This window comes from Micromonospora sp. WMMC250 (assembly GCF_027460215.1).
Classification (GTDB): Bacteria; Actinomycetota; Actinomycetes; order Mycobacteriales; family Micromonosporaceae; genus Micromonospora; species Micromonospora taraxaci.
Window position 1 is genome coordinate 3,898,627 of the sequence record NZ_JAPZBJ010000002.1, and the last position, 13,741, is coordinate 3,912,367.

General features: G+C 71.0%; 14 protein-coding genes. 10 read left to right on the top strand and 4 right to left on the bottom strand.

Annotated features, from left to right (window positions below; all coding sequences use genetic code 11):
- Positions 1-5: 5 nt before the first annotated feature.
- On the top strand, positions 6-971 hold the full coding sequence (locus O3438_RS17315; RefSeq protein ID WP_269680938.1) for a LysR family transcriptional regulator: 966 nt from the start codon (positions 6-8) through the stop codon (positions 969-971).
- A 100-nt stretch (positions 972-1,071) separates the two neighbouring features.
- Positions 1,072-1,923: an aldo/keto reductase gene (locus O3438_RS17320; RefSeq protein ID WP_269680939.1), complete on the top strand. Its 852-nt coding sequence runs from the start codon at positions 1,072-1,074 to the stop codon at positions 1,921-1,923.
- A gap of 159 nt (positions 1,924-2,082) precedes the next feature.
- Here O3438_RS17320 and O3438_RS17325 read toward each other — a convergent pair whose 3' ends face one another.
- The gene (locus tag O3438_RS17325; RefSeq protein ID WP_269680940.1) at positions 2,083-2,925 is read right to left on the bottom strand and encodes a helix-turn-helix transcriptional regulator; all 843 of its coding nucleotides are present in this window, start codon (positions 2,923-2,925) and stop codon (positions 2,083-2,085) included.
- 103 nt (positions 2,926-3,028) lie between these two features.
- Here O3438_RS17325 and O3438_RS17330 point away from each other — a divergent pair, with 103 nt between their 5' ends.
- Positions 3,029-3,781: an SDR family oxidoreductase gene (locus O3438_RS17330; protein WP_269680941.1), complete on the top strand. Its 753-nt coding sequence runs from the start codon at positions 3,029-3,031 to the stop codon at positions 3,779-3,781.
- A 25-nt stretch (positions 3,782-3,806) separates the two neighbouring features.
- On the opposite strand, the gene O3438_RS17335 is transcribed toward O3438_RS17330, so the two are convergent.
- Positions 3,807-4,322, bottom strand: coding sequence for a GNAT family N-acetyltransferase (locus O3438_RS17335; RefSeq protein WP_269680942.1), 516 nt, complete (start codon positions 4,320-4,322; stop codon positions 3,807-3,809).
- Between the two features lie 131 nt (positions 4,323-4,453).
- On the opposite strand from O3438_RS17335, the gene O3438_RS17340 reads away from it, so the two are divergent.
- From O3438_RS17340 to O3438_RS17350, 3 genes are read left to right on the top strand one after another with little or no spacing between them, the layout of a single operon-like run.
- Positions 4,454-5,008 (top strand): NADPH-dependent FMN reductase, encoded by a 555-nt coding sequence (locus tag O3438_RS17340; protein WP_269680943.1) that lies wholly within the window; start codon positions 4,454-4,456, stop codon positions 5,006-5,008.
- Positions 5,009-5,033: 25 nt separating this feature from the next.
- Entirely contained in the window at positions 5,034-6,047 is a 1,014-nt protein-coding gene (locus O3438_RS17345; RefSeq protein ID WP_269680944.1) for an ATP-binding cassette domain-containing protein, read from the top strand.
- On the top strand, positions 6,044-6,904 hold the full coding sequence (locus O3438_RS17350) for an ABC transporter permease (RefSeq protein ID WP_269680945.1): 861 nt from the start codon (positions 6,044-6,046) through the stop codon (positions 6,902-6,904). Before O3438_RS17345 ends, O3438_RS17350 begins: the two co-directional genes overlap by 4 nt.
- A 53-nt stretch (positions 6,905-6,957) precedes the next feature.
- Here O3438_RS17350 and O3438_RS17355 read toward each other — a convergent pair whose 3' ends face one another.
- Entirely contained in the window at positions 6,958-10,272 is a 3,315-nt protein-coding gene (locus tag O3438_RS17355) for an ATP-binding protein (protein ID WP_269680946.1), read from the bottom strand.
- Positions 10,273-10,430: 158 nt separating this feature from the next.
- Between O3438_RS17355 and O3438_RS17360 the strand changes: the two genes are divergently transcribed.
- Both O3438_RS17360 and O3438_RS17365 read left to right on the top strand, forming a co-directional pair.
- Positions 10,431-10,883, top strand: a complete 453-nt coding sequence (locus tag O3438_RS17360) for a helix-turn-helix domain-containing protein (RefSeq protein ID WP_269680947.1) — start codon at positions 10,431-10,433, stop codon at positions 10,881-10,883.
- Positions 10,876-11,244 (top strand): DUF4180 domain-containing protein, encoded by a 369-nt coding sequence (locus O3438_RS17365; protein ID WP_269680948.1) that lies wholly within the window; start codon positions 10,876-10,878, stop codon positions 11,242-11,244. The genes O3438_RS17360 and O3438_RS17365 overlap by 8 nt, the downstream gene beginning before the upstream one ends.
- Here O3438_RS17365 and O3438_RS17370 read toward each other — a convergent pair.
- Positions 11,227-11,844 (bottom strand): 8-oxoguanine DNA glycosylase OGG fold protein, encoded by a 618-nt coding sequence (locus O3438_RS17370; protein ID WP_269680949.1) that lies wholly within the window; start codon positions 11,842-11,844, stop codon positions 11,227-11,229. The two genes, O3438_RS17365 and O3438_RS17370, sit on opposite strands and share 18 nt — an antisense overlap.
- A 174-nt stretch (positions 11,845-12,018) precedes the next feature.
- Here O3438_RS17370 and O3438_RS17375 point away from each other — a divergent pair, with 174 nt between their 5' ends.
- Entirely contained in the window at positions 12,019-13,110 is a 1,092-nt protein-coding gene (locus tag O3438_RS17375) for a helix-turn-helix domain-containing protein (RefSeq protein WP_269680950.1), read from the top strand.
- Positions 13,107-13,721, top strand: coding sequence for a hypothetical protein (locus O3438_RS17380; protein ID WP_269680951.1), 615 nt, complete (start codon positions 13,107-13,109; stop codon positions 13,719-13,721). The genes O3438_RS17375 and O3438_RS17380 overlap by 4 nt, the downstream gene beginning before the upstream one ends.
- The last annotated feature ends 20 nt before the right edge of the window (positions 13,722-13,741 follow it).

Below are 13,741 nucleotides of genomic sequence, written 5' to 3' on the forward strand. Positions count from 1 at the left end.
GGACAGTGGATCTGCTCCGGCACCTGCGGCACTTCGTGGTCGTCGCACACGAGTTGCACTTCGGCCGGGCCGCCGACCTGCTCGGGATGGCCCAGCCGCCCCTGAGCCAGTCGATCCAGCGGCTCGAACGGGAGCTGACGGTCGAGTTGTTCGACAGGTCCCGCCGCCAGGTACGCCTCACCACCGCCGGTGAGCTGCTGCTCGGCGAGGCGGAGGAGTTACTCGCCGGCGAGGGTCGGCTGCGCAACCTGATGGGACAGATCCGCGCCGGTGAGCTGGGCGTACTCCGGGCCGGGGTGCCGCCGGAGACACCCGCTGTGACGCTGCGGGCGCTGCTGGACGGGCTCACCACCCGGGCACCCGGCCTCGACGTGGAGCTGCACGAGCTGACCACCGCCGAGCAGGTACGCATGCTCGCCGAGCGGACCCTGGACGTGGGGCTCCTGCACCACCCGGTCGCGGCGGACGGGCTGCGCTTCGGCGCCCCGGTGGACGTACCCCTGGGGGTGTTGCTGCCGCGCACCTCGCCGCTGGCCCGCGGCCGGGAGGTGACGCTCGCGTCGCTGGCCGGTCTGGATCTGGTGGCCGCGCCCCGGGCCACCGCGCCCGGCTGGCACGACCACCTGTTGGCGGTGTGCCGACAGCACGGTTGGCGGCCGACCCGGGTACGCCCGGCCCGCAACCCGGAGTTCCTGTTCGGGTTGGTGCTGGCCGGGGGCGGGGTGGCAGTGGAACCGGCGACGGTGGCGCGCCGCGAGCCCCGGATCGCCTGGCGGCCGATCGTCGACGCGCCGCTGGCGAAGCGGACCTCGGCGGCCTGGCCGGACCGGTCGGCGCACCCGGCGGCCTCGATGTTCGGGCAGCTCGCCGCCGATGTGGTGGCCGACGCCGAGCCCGGGCCGCCCGCGTCGGCCGGGACGTCGGCGCCGGCCGCACGGCCCTGGCCGGTGCTCTTCGACACGACCGGGTGAACCATTCCGACGTTGCGCTCGTCACCTCGCGTTGTGCGGTGATTCGACAGGCCACCCGGGTATGGATGACAGGCAACGACGATGACGCGAAGGAGCCGTAGTGGCCAACACCATTCCCGACATCAGCCTGAACGACGGCACCACCATTCCGCAGCTCGGCTTCGGGGTGTTCCAGATCGAGCCGAAGGACACCGTCGCCGCGGTGACCACCGCCCTGGAGACGGGCTACCGGCACATCGACACCGCCGAGATGTACGGCAACGAAGCCGAGGTCGGCGAGGCGGTACGCATGTCCGGCCTCGACCGCAGCGCGGTCTACGTGACCAGCAAGCTGAGCAATGCCTTCCACCGCCCCGACGACGCCCGCCGGGCGTTCGACTCGACGCTCGCGGCGCTGAAGATGGACTACATCGACCTGTTCCTCATCCACTGGCCGCTGCCGACCCTGTACGACGGCGACTACGTGTCGACGTGGAAGACGCTGGAGGAGTTCCAGCGCGACGGCCGGGCCCGCTCGATCGGCGTGTCGAACTTCCAGGTCGCGCACCTGGAGCGGCTGGCCGACGAGGCGAACGTCGTGCCGGCGGTGAACCAGATCGAGGCGCACCCGTACTTCACCAACGACGAGGTCCGCGCCTACGGGCGCGCGCACAACATCCTCACCGAGGCCTGGTCGCCGATCGCGCAGGGCAAGGTGCTGGACGACCCGACGGTGGTCGACCTCGCCGAGCAGGTCGGCCGGACCCCGGCGCAGGTGGTGCTCCGCTGGCACGTACAGCGCGGCGACATCATCTTCCCGAAGTCGACCACCCCGAAGCGGATCGAGGAGAACACCAAGATCTTCGACTTCGAGCTGGACGACACCGCCATGGAGCGGATCACCGGGCTGAACCGGGACGAGGCCGGGCGGCAGGGCCCGAACCCGGACACCTTCGCCTACCTGCCCAACTGACCCGGGCCCGCCGTCCGGCGGGTCATGTTCCAACGAGCGCTATACCTCAGAGTCATAGTTATGACTCTGAGGTATAGCGCTCGCGGCAGTTGCGCCCTCCGGCCGCGGAGGTCACGGACCGCGGAGGTCACGGGCCGCGGAGGTCACGGGCCGCGGAGGTCACGGGCCGACGCGCTCCGCGATCCGGTGAAACGCCGCCTGGGTCGGCGAGCCGGGCTCGGGGACATAGACGATCATCCGCTGGTCGGTCTCCTGCACGTGCAGCACCCGGCACTCGAACTCCAACGGCCCCAGCTCGGGGTGCGGCACCCGCTTCACGATGGGACGACGTTCGGCCACGTCGTGCTCGGCCCAGAGCTGGGCGAACCTGGGTGAGGTGCCGAGCAGCTCGGTGACCAGCTCACGGATCGCCGGGTCGGCCGGGTAGCGGCCGTACGCGGCCCGCAGGTCCGCGACCGTGCCGCGGACGAACCGGAGTATCTCGGCGTCATTCCAGTGGCCGCTGGTCACCGGCTGCCGGAACGTCCAGCGGATCATGTTGCGGTCCGCGTCGGGCACCGTCGAGAGATCCCCGACGAAGTACGTGGCCAGACGGTTCCAGGCCAGTACGTGGTATGCGGCGTCGACGAGGTACGCCGGGGTCTCGGTCATCGCGTCGAGCAGGTGCCGCAGACCTGACGGCACCTCCCGGCTCGGACCACGGGTCGGCGGCGGGTTCTCCCCGGCGAGTCGGAACAGATACTCGCGCTCGTCCCGGCTCAACAGCAGCGCCCGGGCCATCGACGCGAGCACCTGCCGGGACGGGTGTGGCCCCCGGCCCTGCTCCAGCCGGATGTAGTAGTCGATCGACATCCCGGCGAGCTGGGCCACCTCCTGCCGGCGCAGCCCGGGGGTGCGTCGGCGCTCGCCCTCGGGGAGCCCGACCTCGGCGGGACGCAGCCGGGCCCGGCGGGTGCGCAGGAAGGCCGCCAGTTCCTCACGGCGCAGGCCGCTGCTCGTCATGCCCTCCAGCATGCCCCGGGCGGGGCCGGCGAGGGTGGTACCGCCGATCCCAGCCCCAGCCCGTCTCTCCTGGCACCTCACCGGCCGGGACAGGCTCGACGGCATGACGAACACGATCGCCCTGATCACCGGGGCCAACAAGGGAATCGGCCTGGCCACCGCCCGCCAACTCGGCGGTCTCGGGATGACCGTGCTGATCGGCGCGCGGGACGCCGAGCGGGGCCGGACAGCGGAGCGGGAGCTGCGCGACGGCGGCGCGGACGCCCGGTTCGTGCCGCTGGACGTGACCGACGTCGAATCGGTGGCCGCCGTCGCGAAGCTGGTCGAGGCGGAGTACGGCCGGCTCGACGTACTGGTCAACAACGCCGGCATCATCCTCGCCGACGGCGCGCGAGGGGTGCCCAGCGAGACGACAGTGGCGACGCTGCGCAGGCTGTACGAGACCAACGTCTTCGGAGTGGTGACGGTGACAAACACGCTACTGCCGTTGCTTCGCCGGGCACCGGCGGCACGGATCGTGAACGTCTCCAGCGAGGTCGGCTCGATCACCGTGATGACCGACCCGGACGGCGCGCTGTTCGAGCTGACCTCGGTGCCGTACCCGTCGTCGAAGGCCGCGCTGAACATGCTCACCGCCATGTACGCCAAGGAGTTGCGGGACACCCCGATCAAGGTCAACGCGGCGAACCCGGGCTACTGCGCCACCGACCTGAACGGCAACAGCGGCTTCCGCTCCGCCGAGCAGGGTGCCGAGGTGAGCGTGCACCTGGCGACGCTGCCCGCCGACGGGCCGAGCGGCGTGCTCTGGGGCTTCCAGATGGACGCCGGCGGCGGCTACGGAGTGCTCCCCTGGTGACCTGTCACCAGCCGCCCCGCCAACCTCAGCTCCCGGACGGCGGGGCGGCCAGGTCGAGCTGCCAGTCGTTGGCCCGCATCATCTGCCCCGGCGGGTATTCGAACCCCGTCTCGCCCAACAGCGTGAACCCGGCCTTTCGGCAGACCGCGTTGGAGGCGGGATTGTCGACCGACGGATAGGCGTGCGCGAAGCGCCGGTCCCGTCGCGCGCGGGCCACGTCGAGGGCCGCGAGCACCGCGACGGTGGCCAGGCCCTTTCCCCGGTACGCGGGCAGCACCGCCCAGCCCAACTCGTACACCTGGTGCTCGCGCCACTCGCGGGCCCAGTAGCCGACGCTGCCGGCCCGCGCGCCGTCCGGCAGCACCACAGTGAACATGCAGCCCTGCCCGGTGTCGGCGAAGTGCACGTACCGGTCGTGCCGGGCGAGCACCTGCTCGTCGGTCTCCGGACCGCCGGTGTGCTTGCGCGTCTCCGGCGAGTTGAGCTGTCGCAGCAGGTCGAGGTCGCGCTCGTGCCACGGTTCGAGGTGTGCCTGTGCCATTCCGATCCCCTGTTCGTCGGCACCAGTCAAGCCGACCCGTACGACATCCCGCTCCGAAACGCCGCCCGCTAGATCGGATCTAGCGGGCGGCTGGCCGTCACCTCGCGCCTTCAGAGTGGAAGGGGGTGGCGATGACACAGTTACGGATCGCCGTGATCGTCGGCAGCACCCGGGAGGGGCGGGCCGGCGACCGGGTCGCCGGTTGGTTCGTCGACCAGGCCGCGCGGCACGACGACCTGGCGGTCACTGTCGTTGACCTGACCGACTACGACTTCCCGGCCAGCTATCCCACCGAACCGACAGCGTCCATCCGGGCGTTCGTCAGCGAGGTGGGCCGGGCGGACGCGTTCGTCGTGGTCACCCCCGAGTACAACCACAGTTTTCCGGCACCCTTGAAGCAGGCAATCGACTACGCGTACGACGAGTGGCAGGCGAAACCGGTCGGCTTCGTGTCGTACGGCTGTCGGTCCACCGGCCTGCACGCCGTCGACCAGTTGCGCACTGTCTTCACCGCGCTGCACGCGATGACGGTGCGCGACGTCGTCGGGATCGACCTGCTCGCCGGAGAGCCGACCCCGCAGTGCACCGACGAGCTGCGCCGCGACGCCAGCGTCCTGCTCGACCAGCTCCGCTGGTGGGGTCTGGCCCTGCGCGACGGCCGGGCGGCTCGGCCCTACGTCTCCTGAACACGTCCGACGGAAGGTAAGAATCATGAGTAAACGCACCACCGGACTGGCCATCGAGGCCGAGGGGTTGACCCGCTCGTTCGGGGACATCCGGGCGCTGGCCGGGATCGACCTACAGGTGCCCGCCGGCACCGTCTACGGTCTGCTCGGGCCGAACGGGGCGGGCAAGACCACAGCGGTCCGGGTCCTCGCGACGTTGCTACGTCCCGACGGCGGGTCGGCCCGGGTCTTCGGCCACAACGTGGTCACCGAGGCCGACAAGGTCCGCTCGCGGGTCAGCCTCACCGGCCAGTACGCCTCGGTCGACGAGGACCTGACCGGCACGGAGAACCTGGTTCTCCTCGCCCGCCTACTCGGCCTGCGCAAGCCGGCCGCCCGGGAACGCGTGGCGGCCCTGCTCGCCGCGTTCGGTCTGACCGACGCGAGCGACCGCCAGGTGAAGAAGTACTCAGGTGGGATGCGGCGGCGCATCGACATCGCCGCGAGCATCCTCAACACCCCCGACCTGCTGTTCCTCGACGAGCCGACGACCGGCCTCGACCCGCGCAGCCGCAACCAGGTGTGGGAGATCGTCCGGGCGGTGGTGTCGCACGGCACGACGGTCCTGCTGACCACCCAGTACCTGGACGAGGCCGACCAGCTCGCCGGGCGCATCGCGGTCGTCGACCACGGCCGGGTGATCGCGGAGGGCACCCCGGGCGAGTTGAAGTCGTCAATCGGCTCGGGCACCGTCCACCTGCGACTGCGCGATCCCGGGCAGCGCCCCGAGGCGGAGCGGGTGCTCCGGGAGGCGCTCGACGTGCCGGTGCAGCTCGCCGCCGACCCGGTGGCGTTGACGGCCCGCGTCGGTGAGGCCGGCACCGACCTCGACGCCAGCGCCCAGGCCGCCCGGGTGCTGAGCGACCTGGCCCGCGCCGGCATCGTCGTGGACAACTTCTCGCTCGGCCAGCCGAGCCTGGACGAGGTCTTCCTGGCCCTGACCGACCATCCCGCCGTGCCGACCGACGACCGCGACGACGAGCTGGAGGCAGCCCGATGAGCGACACCACCACCACTACCGCCACCGAACGGGCGCCGTCCGTCTACGTCCCGTCCGCCGAGGCGCTGGCGACGGTGCTCGCGCCCGGTGCCCGACCGCCCCGGCCCAGCGCGTTGGGCGCGTCGCTCACCTTCGGTTGGCGCGCCATGCTGAAGATCAAGCACGTGCCGGAGCAGCTCTTCGACGTGACCGCGTTCCCGATCATCATGGTGCTGATGTTCACGTACCTGTTCGGTGGCGCACTCGCCGGCAGCCCGCGCGAATACCTGCAGTTCTTCCTGCCCGGCATCATGGTGACCAGCGTCGTGATGATCACCATGTACACCGGTATCGGCCTGAACACCGACATCGAGAAGGGCATCTTCGACAGGTTCCGGACGCTGCCCGTCTGGCGTCCGTCCGCCCTGGTCGGCATGATCTTCGGCGACGTGCTGCGCTACGTCCTCGCCGCCCTGGTGATCCTGGGCCTGGGGCTGGTGCTCGGTTTCCGCCCGCACGGCGGTGTGGTCGGCGTCGCCGCCGGGATCGGCCTGCTGGTGGTCTTCTCGTTCGCGTTCTCCTGGGTGTGGACCTTCTTCGGGCTGATCCTGCGCAGCGAGAAGTCGGTGATGGGGGTCAGCATGATGGTGCTGTTCCCGCTGACGTTCCTCAGCAACGTCTTCGTCGACCCGAGCACCATGCCCGGCTGGCTCCAGGCGTTCGTGAAGGTCAACCCGGTGACGCAGTTGGTCGCGGCGATCCGCGGGGCGATGAGCGGCGATTCGGACCCGTCGGCGACCATGTGGTTGCTGGTGTGGAGCGCCGGCTTCCTGCTCGTCTTCGGCACCCTGACCATGTACCGGTACAACCGCCGCTGACAGTGATCGAAACGACGGGCGTCGCCAGGGCTGCGGCGGCGCCCGTCGTCGTGTCAGAGCCGCCAGCGCAGCGGCTCGGGCGGCAGGTAGCGGCACGTGCTGCCGGTCGAGACGGAGTCGCGCAGGTGGCCGGCGAGGGCTGGGTGCCGCCCGTCGAGCTTGCGCAGTGTGTCCCGGATCCGGGCGGTCACCGTCTTGCGGGCCCGCTCGGCCTCGTCGCCCAGCCGGCGGCTCCGACCGGCCAACCCCGCAGCCGCCCGCAGCTCGTCGAGCAACGCGCCCCGCTCCGCGTCCAGCGCGGCCACCTTCCGGTCGTCGTCGCGCGCGGCGGCCCGGTCGATCTCCTCGTCGAGGCGGGCCAGGTGCCGTCGGTAGCGGGCCTTCGCCTCGTCGTCGAGGACCGGGTCGGCACCCAACTGACGGGCCGCTACCAACTCCGGCCCGGCGGCCGGATCCAGCAGCTCCACGGCGGGTACGTCGCTGCCCGGTCGACTCAGCAGCAGGTGCAGGTCGTGCAGGCCCTTGGCGTCGGGCAGGTGCACCACGACACCCGCGTACGCGAGTTGCCAGACCGGCCCGTCGCGCCGAAACTCGTACCCCTCGATGGCCGGTGCGACCTGGACCGACGCACCGGCCTGGCCTGCCCCGACGGCCTGACCTGCGCCGACGGCTTCGGCCAGCCCGACAGCCTGACCGGCCGTGACGGTGTGCCCGGACTCGGCCACGTCCACGACGGTTCCCGCGCTGCCGGGAAGCTGGTGGAGCACCTGCGTCATACCGAGGGCGGTCGCCTCCGACGCGGTGGTCGCGTGCAGCGCGGCGGCCGCCGCGGCGTCGCCCGGGTGGCCTCGGCCGGCCAGAGCGTTCACCAGCCCGGCGCGGGCGATGAGCGACCAGGGGCGGGAGCCCAGCCGCTCGGCGGAGGTAATGGCGGCCGTGAAGCCGGCGATGGCGTCGTCCCACCGTTCCTGCGCGCAGTCGACGAGCGCCAACCAGTGGTCGACGGGGCCGCTGATGTCACAGCCGAAGAGCCCGACCATCCATTCGCCACGATGCGGGGCGAGCGCGGCTCGCGCCGCGTCGCAGCGCTGCGGGTCGGCGGACGCGGCCGCTACCTGCGCGCGTAACCGCAGCCAGAGCGGCGACACCGGACGCGGGTACCGGATGGCGGCGGCTTCGATGCCGGCGGTCAACCGGGTCGCCGTCTCGCCGTCGCCCCGCTCGGCGGCGGTGATCGCCCGCAGCAACTCCTGGTAGGGGTAGTCGACCGGGGCCAGTCCGTCCAGCAGGGTGTCGGCTTCCGCGCACCGACCCTGGAGCAGCAGCCGGGACCAGCGCAGGTGGTGGCCCATGAAGCCGAACTCGGCGTGGCTCGGGTCGGTGACGTCGATGATGTCGGCGTACCGCGCGTCGGCCTCGGCGAAGTCGCCCCGGAAGGCGGCGATGATCCCGCTGTCGACGGCTGCTGCCATCTGGTGTCGGCTGCGGTCGTCGCCCTGCCGGTCCGCGCCGACGAAGGTCGTGAACTCCTCGTTGAAGCGCGGGTCGCCCAACTCCAGCAGCGCCACCCAGCGCAGTGCGGTGGCCCACAGCTCGGTTTCCCGGTCTCCCGTGCGGCGGGCCACGTCCCGGATCTCGGCGGTCAGTGCGACGCGGGCCGTCGCGGTGCCGAGGCCCCAGGTGGTGTCGTGGCGGGCCCAGAGGCTGAAGGTGAGCGCCTCGTCGTCCTGCCCTCGACGGGCGATGGTCTCGGTGGCGGTGATCAGGTCGGCGACCAGCGTGCCGACCGACGCGTCGGCGGCCGGTTCGCCGATCAGCCGCCGGTACGCCTCGCGGACCAACTCGGCGGCCTCGACCGAGTGGACGGTCTCCACCTGCCGGGCGCGGTTCACGATGAGGGCGACCCGTGCCAGCAGGACCGGATCGTCGAGTGTGCGGGCCAGCGCACCCGCCTCGGTGAGCAGTTTGGTGGCCTCGTCCCGGCCGGCGTGATGGTATTGCGCCTCGCCGAACTCGACGAGGATCCGCACTCGCTGCACCGGGTCTTCGACCACCTCCAGCGCCCGACGGAAGTGCACCGCCGCCTCGTCGGCGGCCAGCCGGATGAACGCGTCCCGGCCGGCGGCGACCAGCAACGTGGCCGCCCGGGCCCGGTCGAGCGCGTGGCCGGCCAGGTAGGCGTGGCGGGCCAGGTCGGCGGGGACCAACTGGTCACTGAGCTCCCGCAGGTGGTCGACCGCCCGGACGACCGCGGCGTGCCGGGCCTGCCGGTCGTCGTCGGACAACCCGTCGTAGAGGGTTTCGCGGACCAGGTCGTGGGCGAAGGCGAACCGGCCGCCGCCCCCGGCGACCATCAGCCGCGCCGTCACCGCCCGGTCGAGCAACCGGTCGACCTGTGCCGCCGGGGCCGCCACGCAGGCCGCCAGGACCTGACGGTGCAGTTCACGCCCGAGCACGGCGGCGACGGTGAGCGCCTCGACCACGGCCGGAGGCAGTTGGGCCAGGCGTCGTCGCACCGCTTCCCGTACGCCGGGGGCGATGGTGCCGGCCGCGTCGTCGGCGTGCCACAGTCGCGCGGTCTGCTCGATGAAGAACGGGTTGCCACCGGTGCGGCGGTGCACCTCGTCGACGAGACCGGCGTCGGGTTGCCGCCCGGCGGTCCGTGCCATCAACGCGGCGACCTCGTCGCGGGAGAGGCCGGTGAGGGTGATGCTGGTGGCCTTCGCGACGAGTGGCATCAGCAGGGGGCGCAGCGGGTGCTCGCCCGACTCGACCTCGGCGTCCCGGTAGGTGCCGATCAGCAGTAACCGTTCGAACCAGGTGTGCTGGGCGGCGAAGCTCAGCAGCCGTAGTGAGGCCGGGTCGGCCCAGTGCAGGTCGTCGAGGACCACCATGACCGGTCGGTGCTCGGAGACGGCGACCAGCGCGGCGGTCACCGCGTCGAACAACGCGAACGCCTCGCGGTCGGCGGCGTCTCCGCCGGTGTCGACGCCGGCCCAACTGGCAGTGCGGCCGGCCTGCTCGCCGGTGGTGTCGGCCTCGCCGAGCAGGGCCGCGAGAGCTGGGTCGGCCGTGGGGCGGGCCACCGCCCAGTCGTCGGCGGAGCGCCGCAGGCCGCGAAGCACCTGCACCCACGGCCAGTAGCCGGGGGCGCTGTCGGAATCCCAGCAGGCCGCGCCGAGCACCAGCGCGCCGCGCTGCCGAGCCTCTCGTGCCGCCGCCGTGACGAGTGTCGTCTTGCCGATGCCCGGCTCACCGGTGACCAGGACGAGGCCGCCGTGGCTGGTGGTCGCCCGGTCCATCTCGGCGCGCAGCAGACCCACGGGGTGGTCCCGCCCGATGATCGCGTCGCCGCGCCGCGCGTCCATGGTTTCCAGACGGTACTGGAACCCTCCGACAAGGCGGGCGGGTTATCCGAGCAGCCGCAGGTAAGGCACCCGGGTCGGGGGTCCTTTGGAGCTGATGCCGTAAACGAATCAGGCCGCATTGTTACCTCACCGACCTGTTGAGGGTAGATTAGGGAGTGATGAGGGAAGACATGTATTCGGTGGAGCAGGTCGCCGACCGGCTGGGGCTGCACGTGCGCACCGTGCGGGGCTACATCCGCTCCGGCCGGTTGCGGGCGGTGCGGATCGGCAAGCAGTACCGGATCACCGCCGGCGATCTGGACGCGCTCACCGGTCAGGCTCCGGCCGCCACCCACGTGAGCGGGCACGCTGAGGTGTCGAGCATCGTGCAGGTCGACGGCGTCGACCGGGCCGCCGCCGACCGGCTCGGCACGCTCGTGCTCGCTGGCGCCAACACCGGTCACGACCGGGCCCACCCGCTGCGGGTGCAGACCGTGCACGACGAGGAACGTCACCGCCTGAAGATCATCATCCTGGGTGATCCGGCCGCTACCGCCGAACTGCTGCACCTGCTCGACGCCGTCCTCAACGCCGACAACGGCCTGCTCGACCGGGAGGGCCCCGATGCCTGACGAGATCCAGCAACGCGCCGGAGTGCCGGTGCTGGTCTGCGACCCGGCCGGCCCGCCGGTGGTCACCGAGCAGGACGCGCTGGACCTGGTCGGCGCGGCGTTCCTCGGGGCCCAGGTGGTGGCCGTGCCCGCCAGCCGACTCGACCCACGCTTCTTCTCGCTCGACACCCGCTTCGCCGGCGAGGTCATGCAGAAGTTCGTCAACTACCGGTTGCGCCTGGCCGTCGTCGGTGACATCTCGGCGCACCTCGCGGAGAGCTCGGCGCTCCGCGCCCTGGTGCACGAGGCCAATCAGGGCGGGCAGATCTGGTTCGTCCCCGACCTCGACGCGCTCGACACCCGGCTACGCGCCGCGCGGTAGCGCCATCTCCACCGCATCCGGCTCGACCCCTCTGACCTGTGCCTGCTCCGCCGCCCACCGTAGGTAGGCCAGCCACTCCTCGCACGACCACCCGCTCCGACGGGCGACCCCGGCCTCGGCGGGCAGCCCGCCGGCCACCACGCGGTCCAGGATCAACGGCTGGACGCCAGCCACACCACGCCGGTAGCCGGCGAAGTAGAGCACCTTCGTGAACAGGCCCGGCCCCAACCACGGCAGCCGCGCCTGGTCGGGGTCGAGGAAGCGGCGGTACGCCGACCGCAGCTGGGCCTCGTCGGGTGCCGACATCTCCTCCAGCGCGTACGCCAGGCGCTTTCCGTCCGGATCGGCGTGCAGCGACCTGGTCGCACGCCACGGGCCGTACCCGATGGGCCCGTAAGCCCAGGCCAGGACGGCGGCCAGCAGTTGCCGTGGACTCGCATCGCCGGCCCGGTGGGCGTCGGCGACAGCGAAGACGTCCCGCCGCCACATCTCGCCGCTCACCGGGAGCATGTCGGGCCACGCGTCCGGTGGGAGCCCCGCCCGCCACCGGTCGACGTTGACGATCACCGGACACTGCTCACCCACCGCCGCTCCGCGCATGGTCAGCTCCCCTCGTATCGCGTCCTTCGTCCGGACGTTATGGCCGAGGGCTTTCCGCGACTGCCCCGGTACCGCCATGTCGGGGTATCGACGAGCAGAAACCAATCATCGAATTCGTCATGCCGATCCGCTCTGGTCGAGACGTACGGCAGGAGAGCGTGCGATTATCGCACCATGACCGAAACCGGCGACTGGACGACAGTCGGCGAGCAGGTACGCCAGACGCGGCTCGGGGCTGGACTTTCTCAGGCCGAGCTGGGGGCGCAACTCGGCCTCGATCGCACGATGATCGCAAAGATCGAGTCAGGTGTTCGACGCGTGGATGCGCTGGAACTGATCCGGCTCGCGACGGCGCTCGACGTACCCATCGATCATCTGCTGCACCGCCGACCAGCAGTGATCTCGCACCGCGCGGAGGTCATCGCCGAGGACAACGACACAGACGCGGCAAGACGTTCTCAACGCCTGGAGATCGCGCTTGCCTCATGGCTCAGGGACGTCCGCCAACTCCTGGACATCGGCACGCTCACTCTCGTTTCTCCTGTCCGCTACCAAGGCGCTGTTACCTCCGACGATGACGCCCGCGCTGCTGCGCGCTGGTTGCGCGACGGGCGGGGCATCGGCACCGAGCCGATCGACACTCTGATGGAGTTCTGCGAGCGCAGCGGCCAGTACGTCCTGATCAGCGACCTGCCAGGCGAAGGCGCGTCGATGGTGGACGGTGACCTGGCGGTGTCGGTCGTCAGCGTCGAGGGAGACCCCGGCCGACGGCGAGCCACCGCCGCGCACGAGCTGGGCCACATGGTGTTGGGCGACGAATATTCCAGCGATCTGGCGGTACACGTGTCCCGCGCGGATCGGGAAAGCCTGATCAACGCTTTTGCCGCCGAGTTACTCCTCCCGGTCGCCGCGTTCAACGACGTCATCGGCCGCCCGGCGTCTCGGGAAGAACTGATCCGCCTCACGGCGCGCTACCGCACGTCGTGGTCGCTTGCGGTACGCCAGGCTGAGCGTGCTGGCTGGCTCGACGTGTCGTCGGTCCGCTGGTACCGAACCACGCCAACCCGGGCGGAGATCATGGATGCGGTGGGCTGGGCGCCGCAACCCGACCTGGACGCGATTCGCGTACCGCCGGGTTATTCGCACGCGGTCATGGAGTCATGGCGCCGCTATCTCATATCGGATGCCCGCGCTGTCGAACTGCTCCATGGCCAGATCGGCCTGGACGACCTACCAACACGCGACGAGACAGATCTCGCACCGTGACTGCCACAGCTCACGACGCGCTTCTCGTCTTCGACACGACAGTGCTTCACCACTTCACCCTGGCTGACCGGCTCGATGTGCTGGCCGACCTGGTTGCGGGACAGCGCGTGGCGACGACGGCTGTGGTGCTGGACGAGCTTCGCACGAACTCGGAGCGGGAGCGCGCTCTGACCGCGGCACTGGAACTTGACTGGGTCAACGTCATCCCGCTCGACACGATCACCGAGCTCAGTTGCTTCGCCGCCTGGGTTCGTCGGATTGGCGCTGGCAGACGGGACCTGGGCGAGGCGTCCGTGTTCGCAGCGGCGGAAATCTACCGGGGCACGGCCGTCACCGACGACCGCACGGCAACCAAGGTCGGTCGCCGATACGGTCTTGAGGTGCACGGCACGATCTGGCTGTTGGCGGAGAGATGCCGGTCCGGCAGGCTCACCGAGGTCAACGCCGGCGCAATCATCGACGCCCTAGGAGAGACGCAGCATCGGCTCCCCTGCACCGGGGCTGAATTCTCCTCGTACGCCCGGAAGGCTGGCATCCTCCCACTCCCATCCGCACACATACCAGGCCCGACGCGGCCGCCGAACGCTGCGTCCGTTCGTGTGCAGGATTAATACCTCCAACGGTGTGGCCG

Coding starts and splice junctions, on each gene's coding strand:
- O3438_RS17325 (WP_269680940.1), bottom strand. CDS start 2,925: ATGACGAGCAGCGGCCTGCGCCGTGAGGAACTGGCGGCCTTCCTGCGC.
- O3438_RS17330 (WP_269680941.1), top strand. CDS start 3,029: ATGACGAACACGATCGCCCTGATCACCGGGGCCAACAAGGGAATCGGC.
- O3438_RS17335 (WP_269680942.1), bottom strand. CDS start 4,322: ATGGCACAGGCACACCTCGAACCGTGGCACGAGCGCGACCTCGACCTG.
- O3438_RS17340 (WP_269680943.1), top strand. CDS start 4,454: ATGACACAGTTACGGATCGCCGTGATCGTCGGCAGCACCCGGGAGGGG.
- O3438_RS17345 (WP_269680944.1), top strand. CDS start 5,034: ATGAGTAAACGCACCACCGGACTGGCCATCGAGGCCGAGGGGTTGACC.
- O3438_RS17350 (WP_269680945.1), top strand. CDS start 6,044: ATGAGCGACACCACCACCACTACCGCCACCGAACGGGCGCCGTCCGTC.
- O3438_RS17355 (WP_269680946.1), bottom strand. CDS start 10,272: ATGGACGCGCGGCGCGGCGACGCGATCATCGGGCGGGACCACCCCGTG.
- O3438_RS17360 (WP_269680947.1), top strand. CDS start 10,431: ATGAGGGAAGACATGTATTCGGTGGAGCAGGTCGCCGACCGGCTGGGG.
- O3438_RS17365 (WP_269680948.1), top strand. CDS start 10,876: ATGCCTGACGAGATCCAGCAACGCGCCGGAGTGCCGGTGCTGGTCTGC.
- O3438_RS17370 (WP_269680949.1), bottom strand. CDS start 11,844: ATGCGCGGAGCGGCGGTGGGTGAGCAGTGTCCGGTGATCGTCAACGTC.
- O3438_RS17375 (WP_269680950.1), top strand. CDS start 12,019: ATGACCGAAACCGGCGACTGGACGACAGTCGGCGAGCAGGTACGCCAG.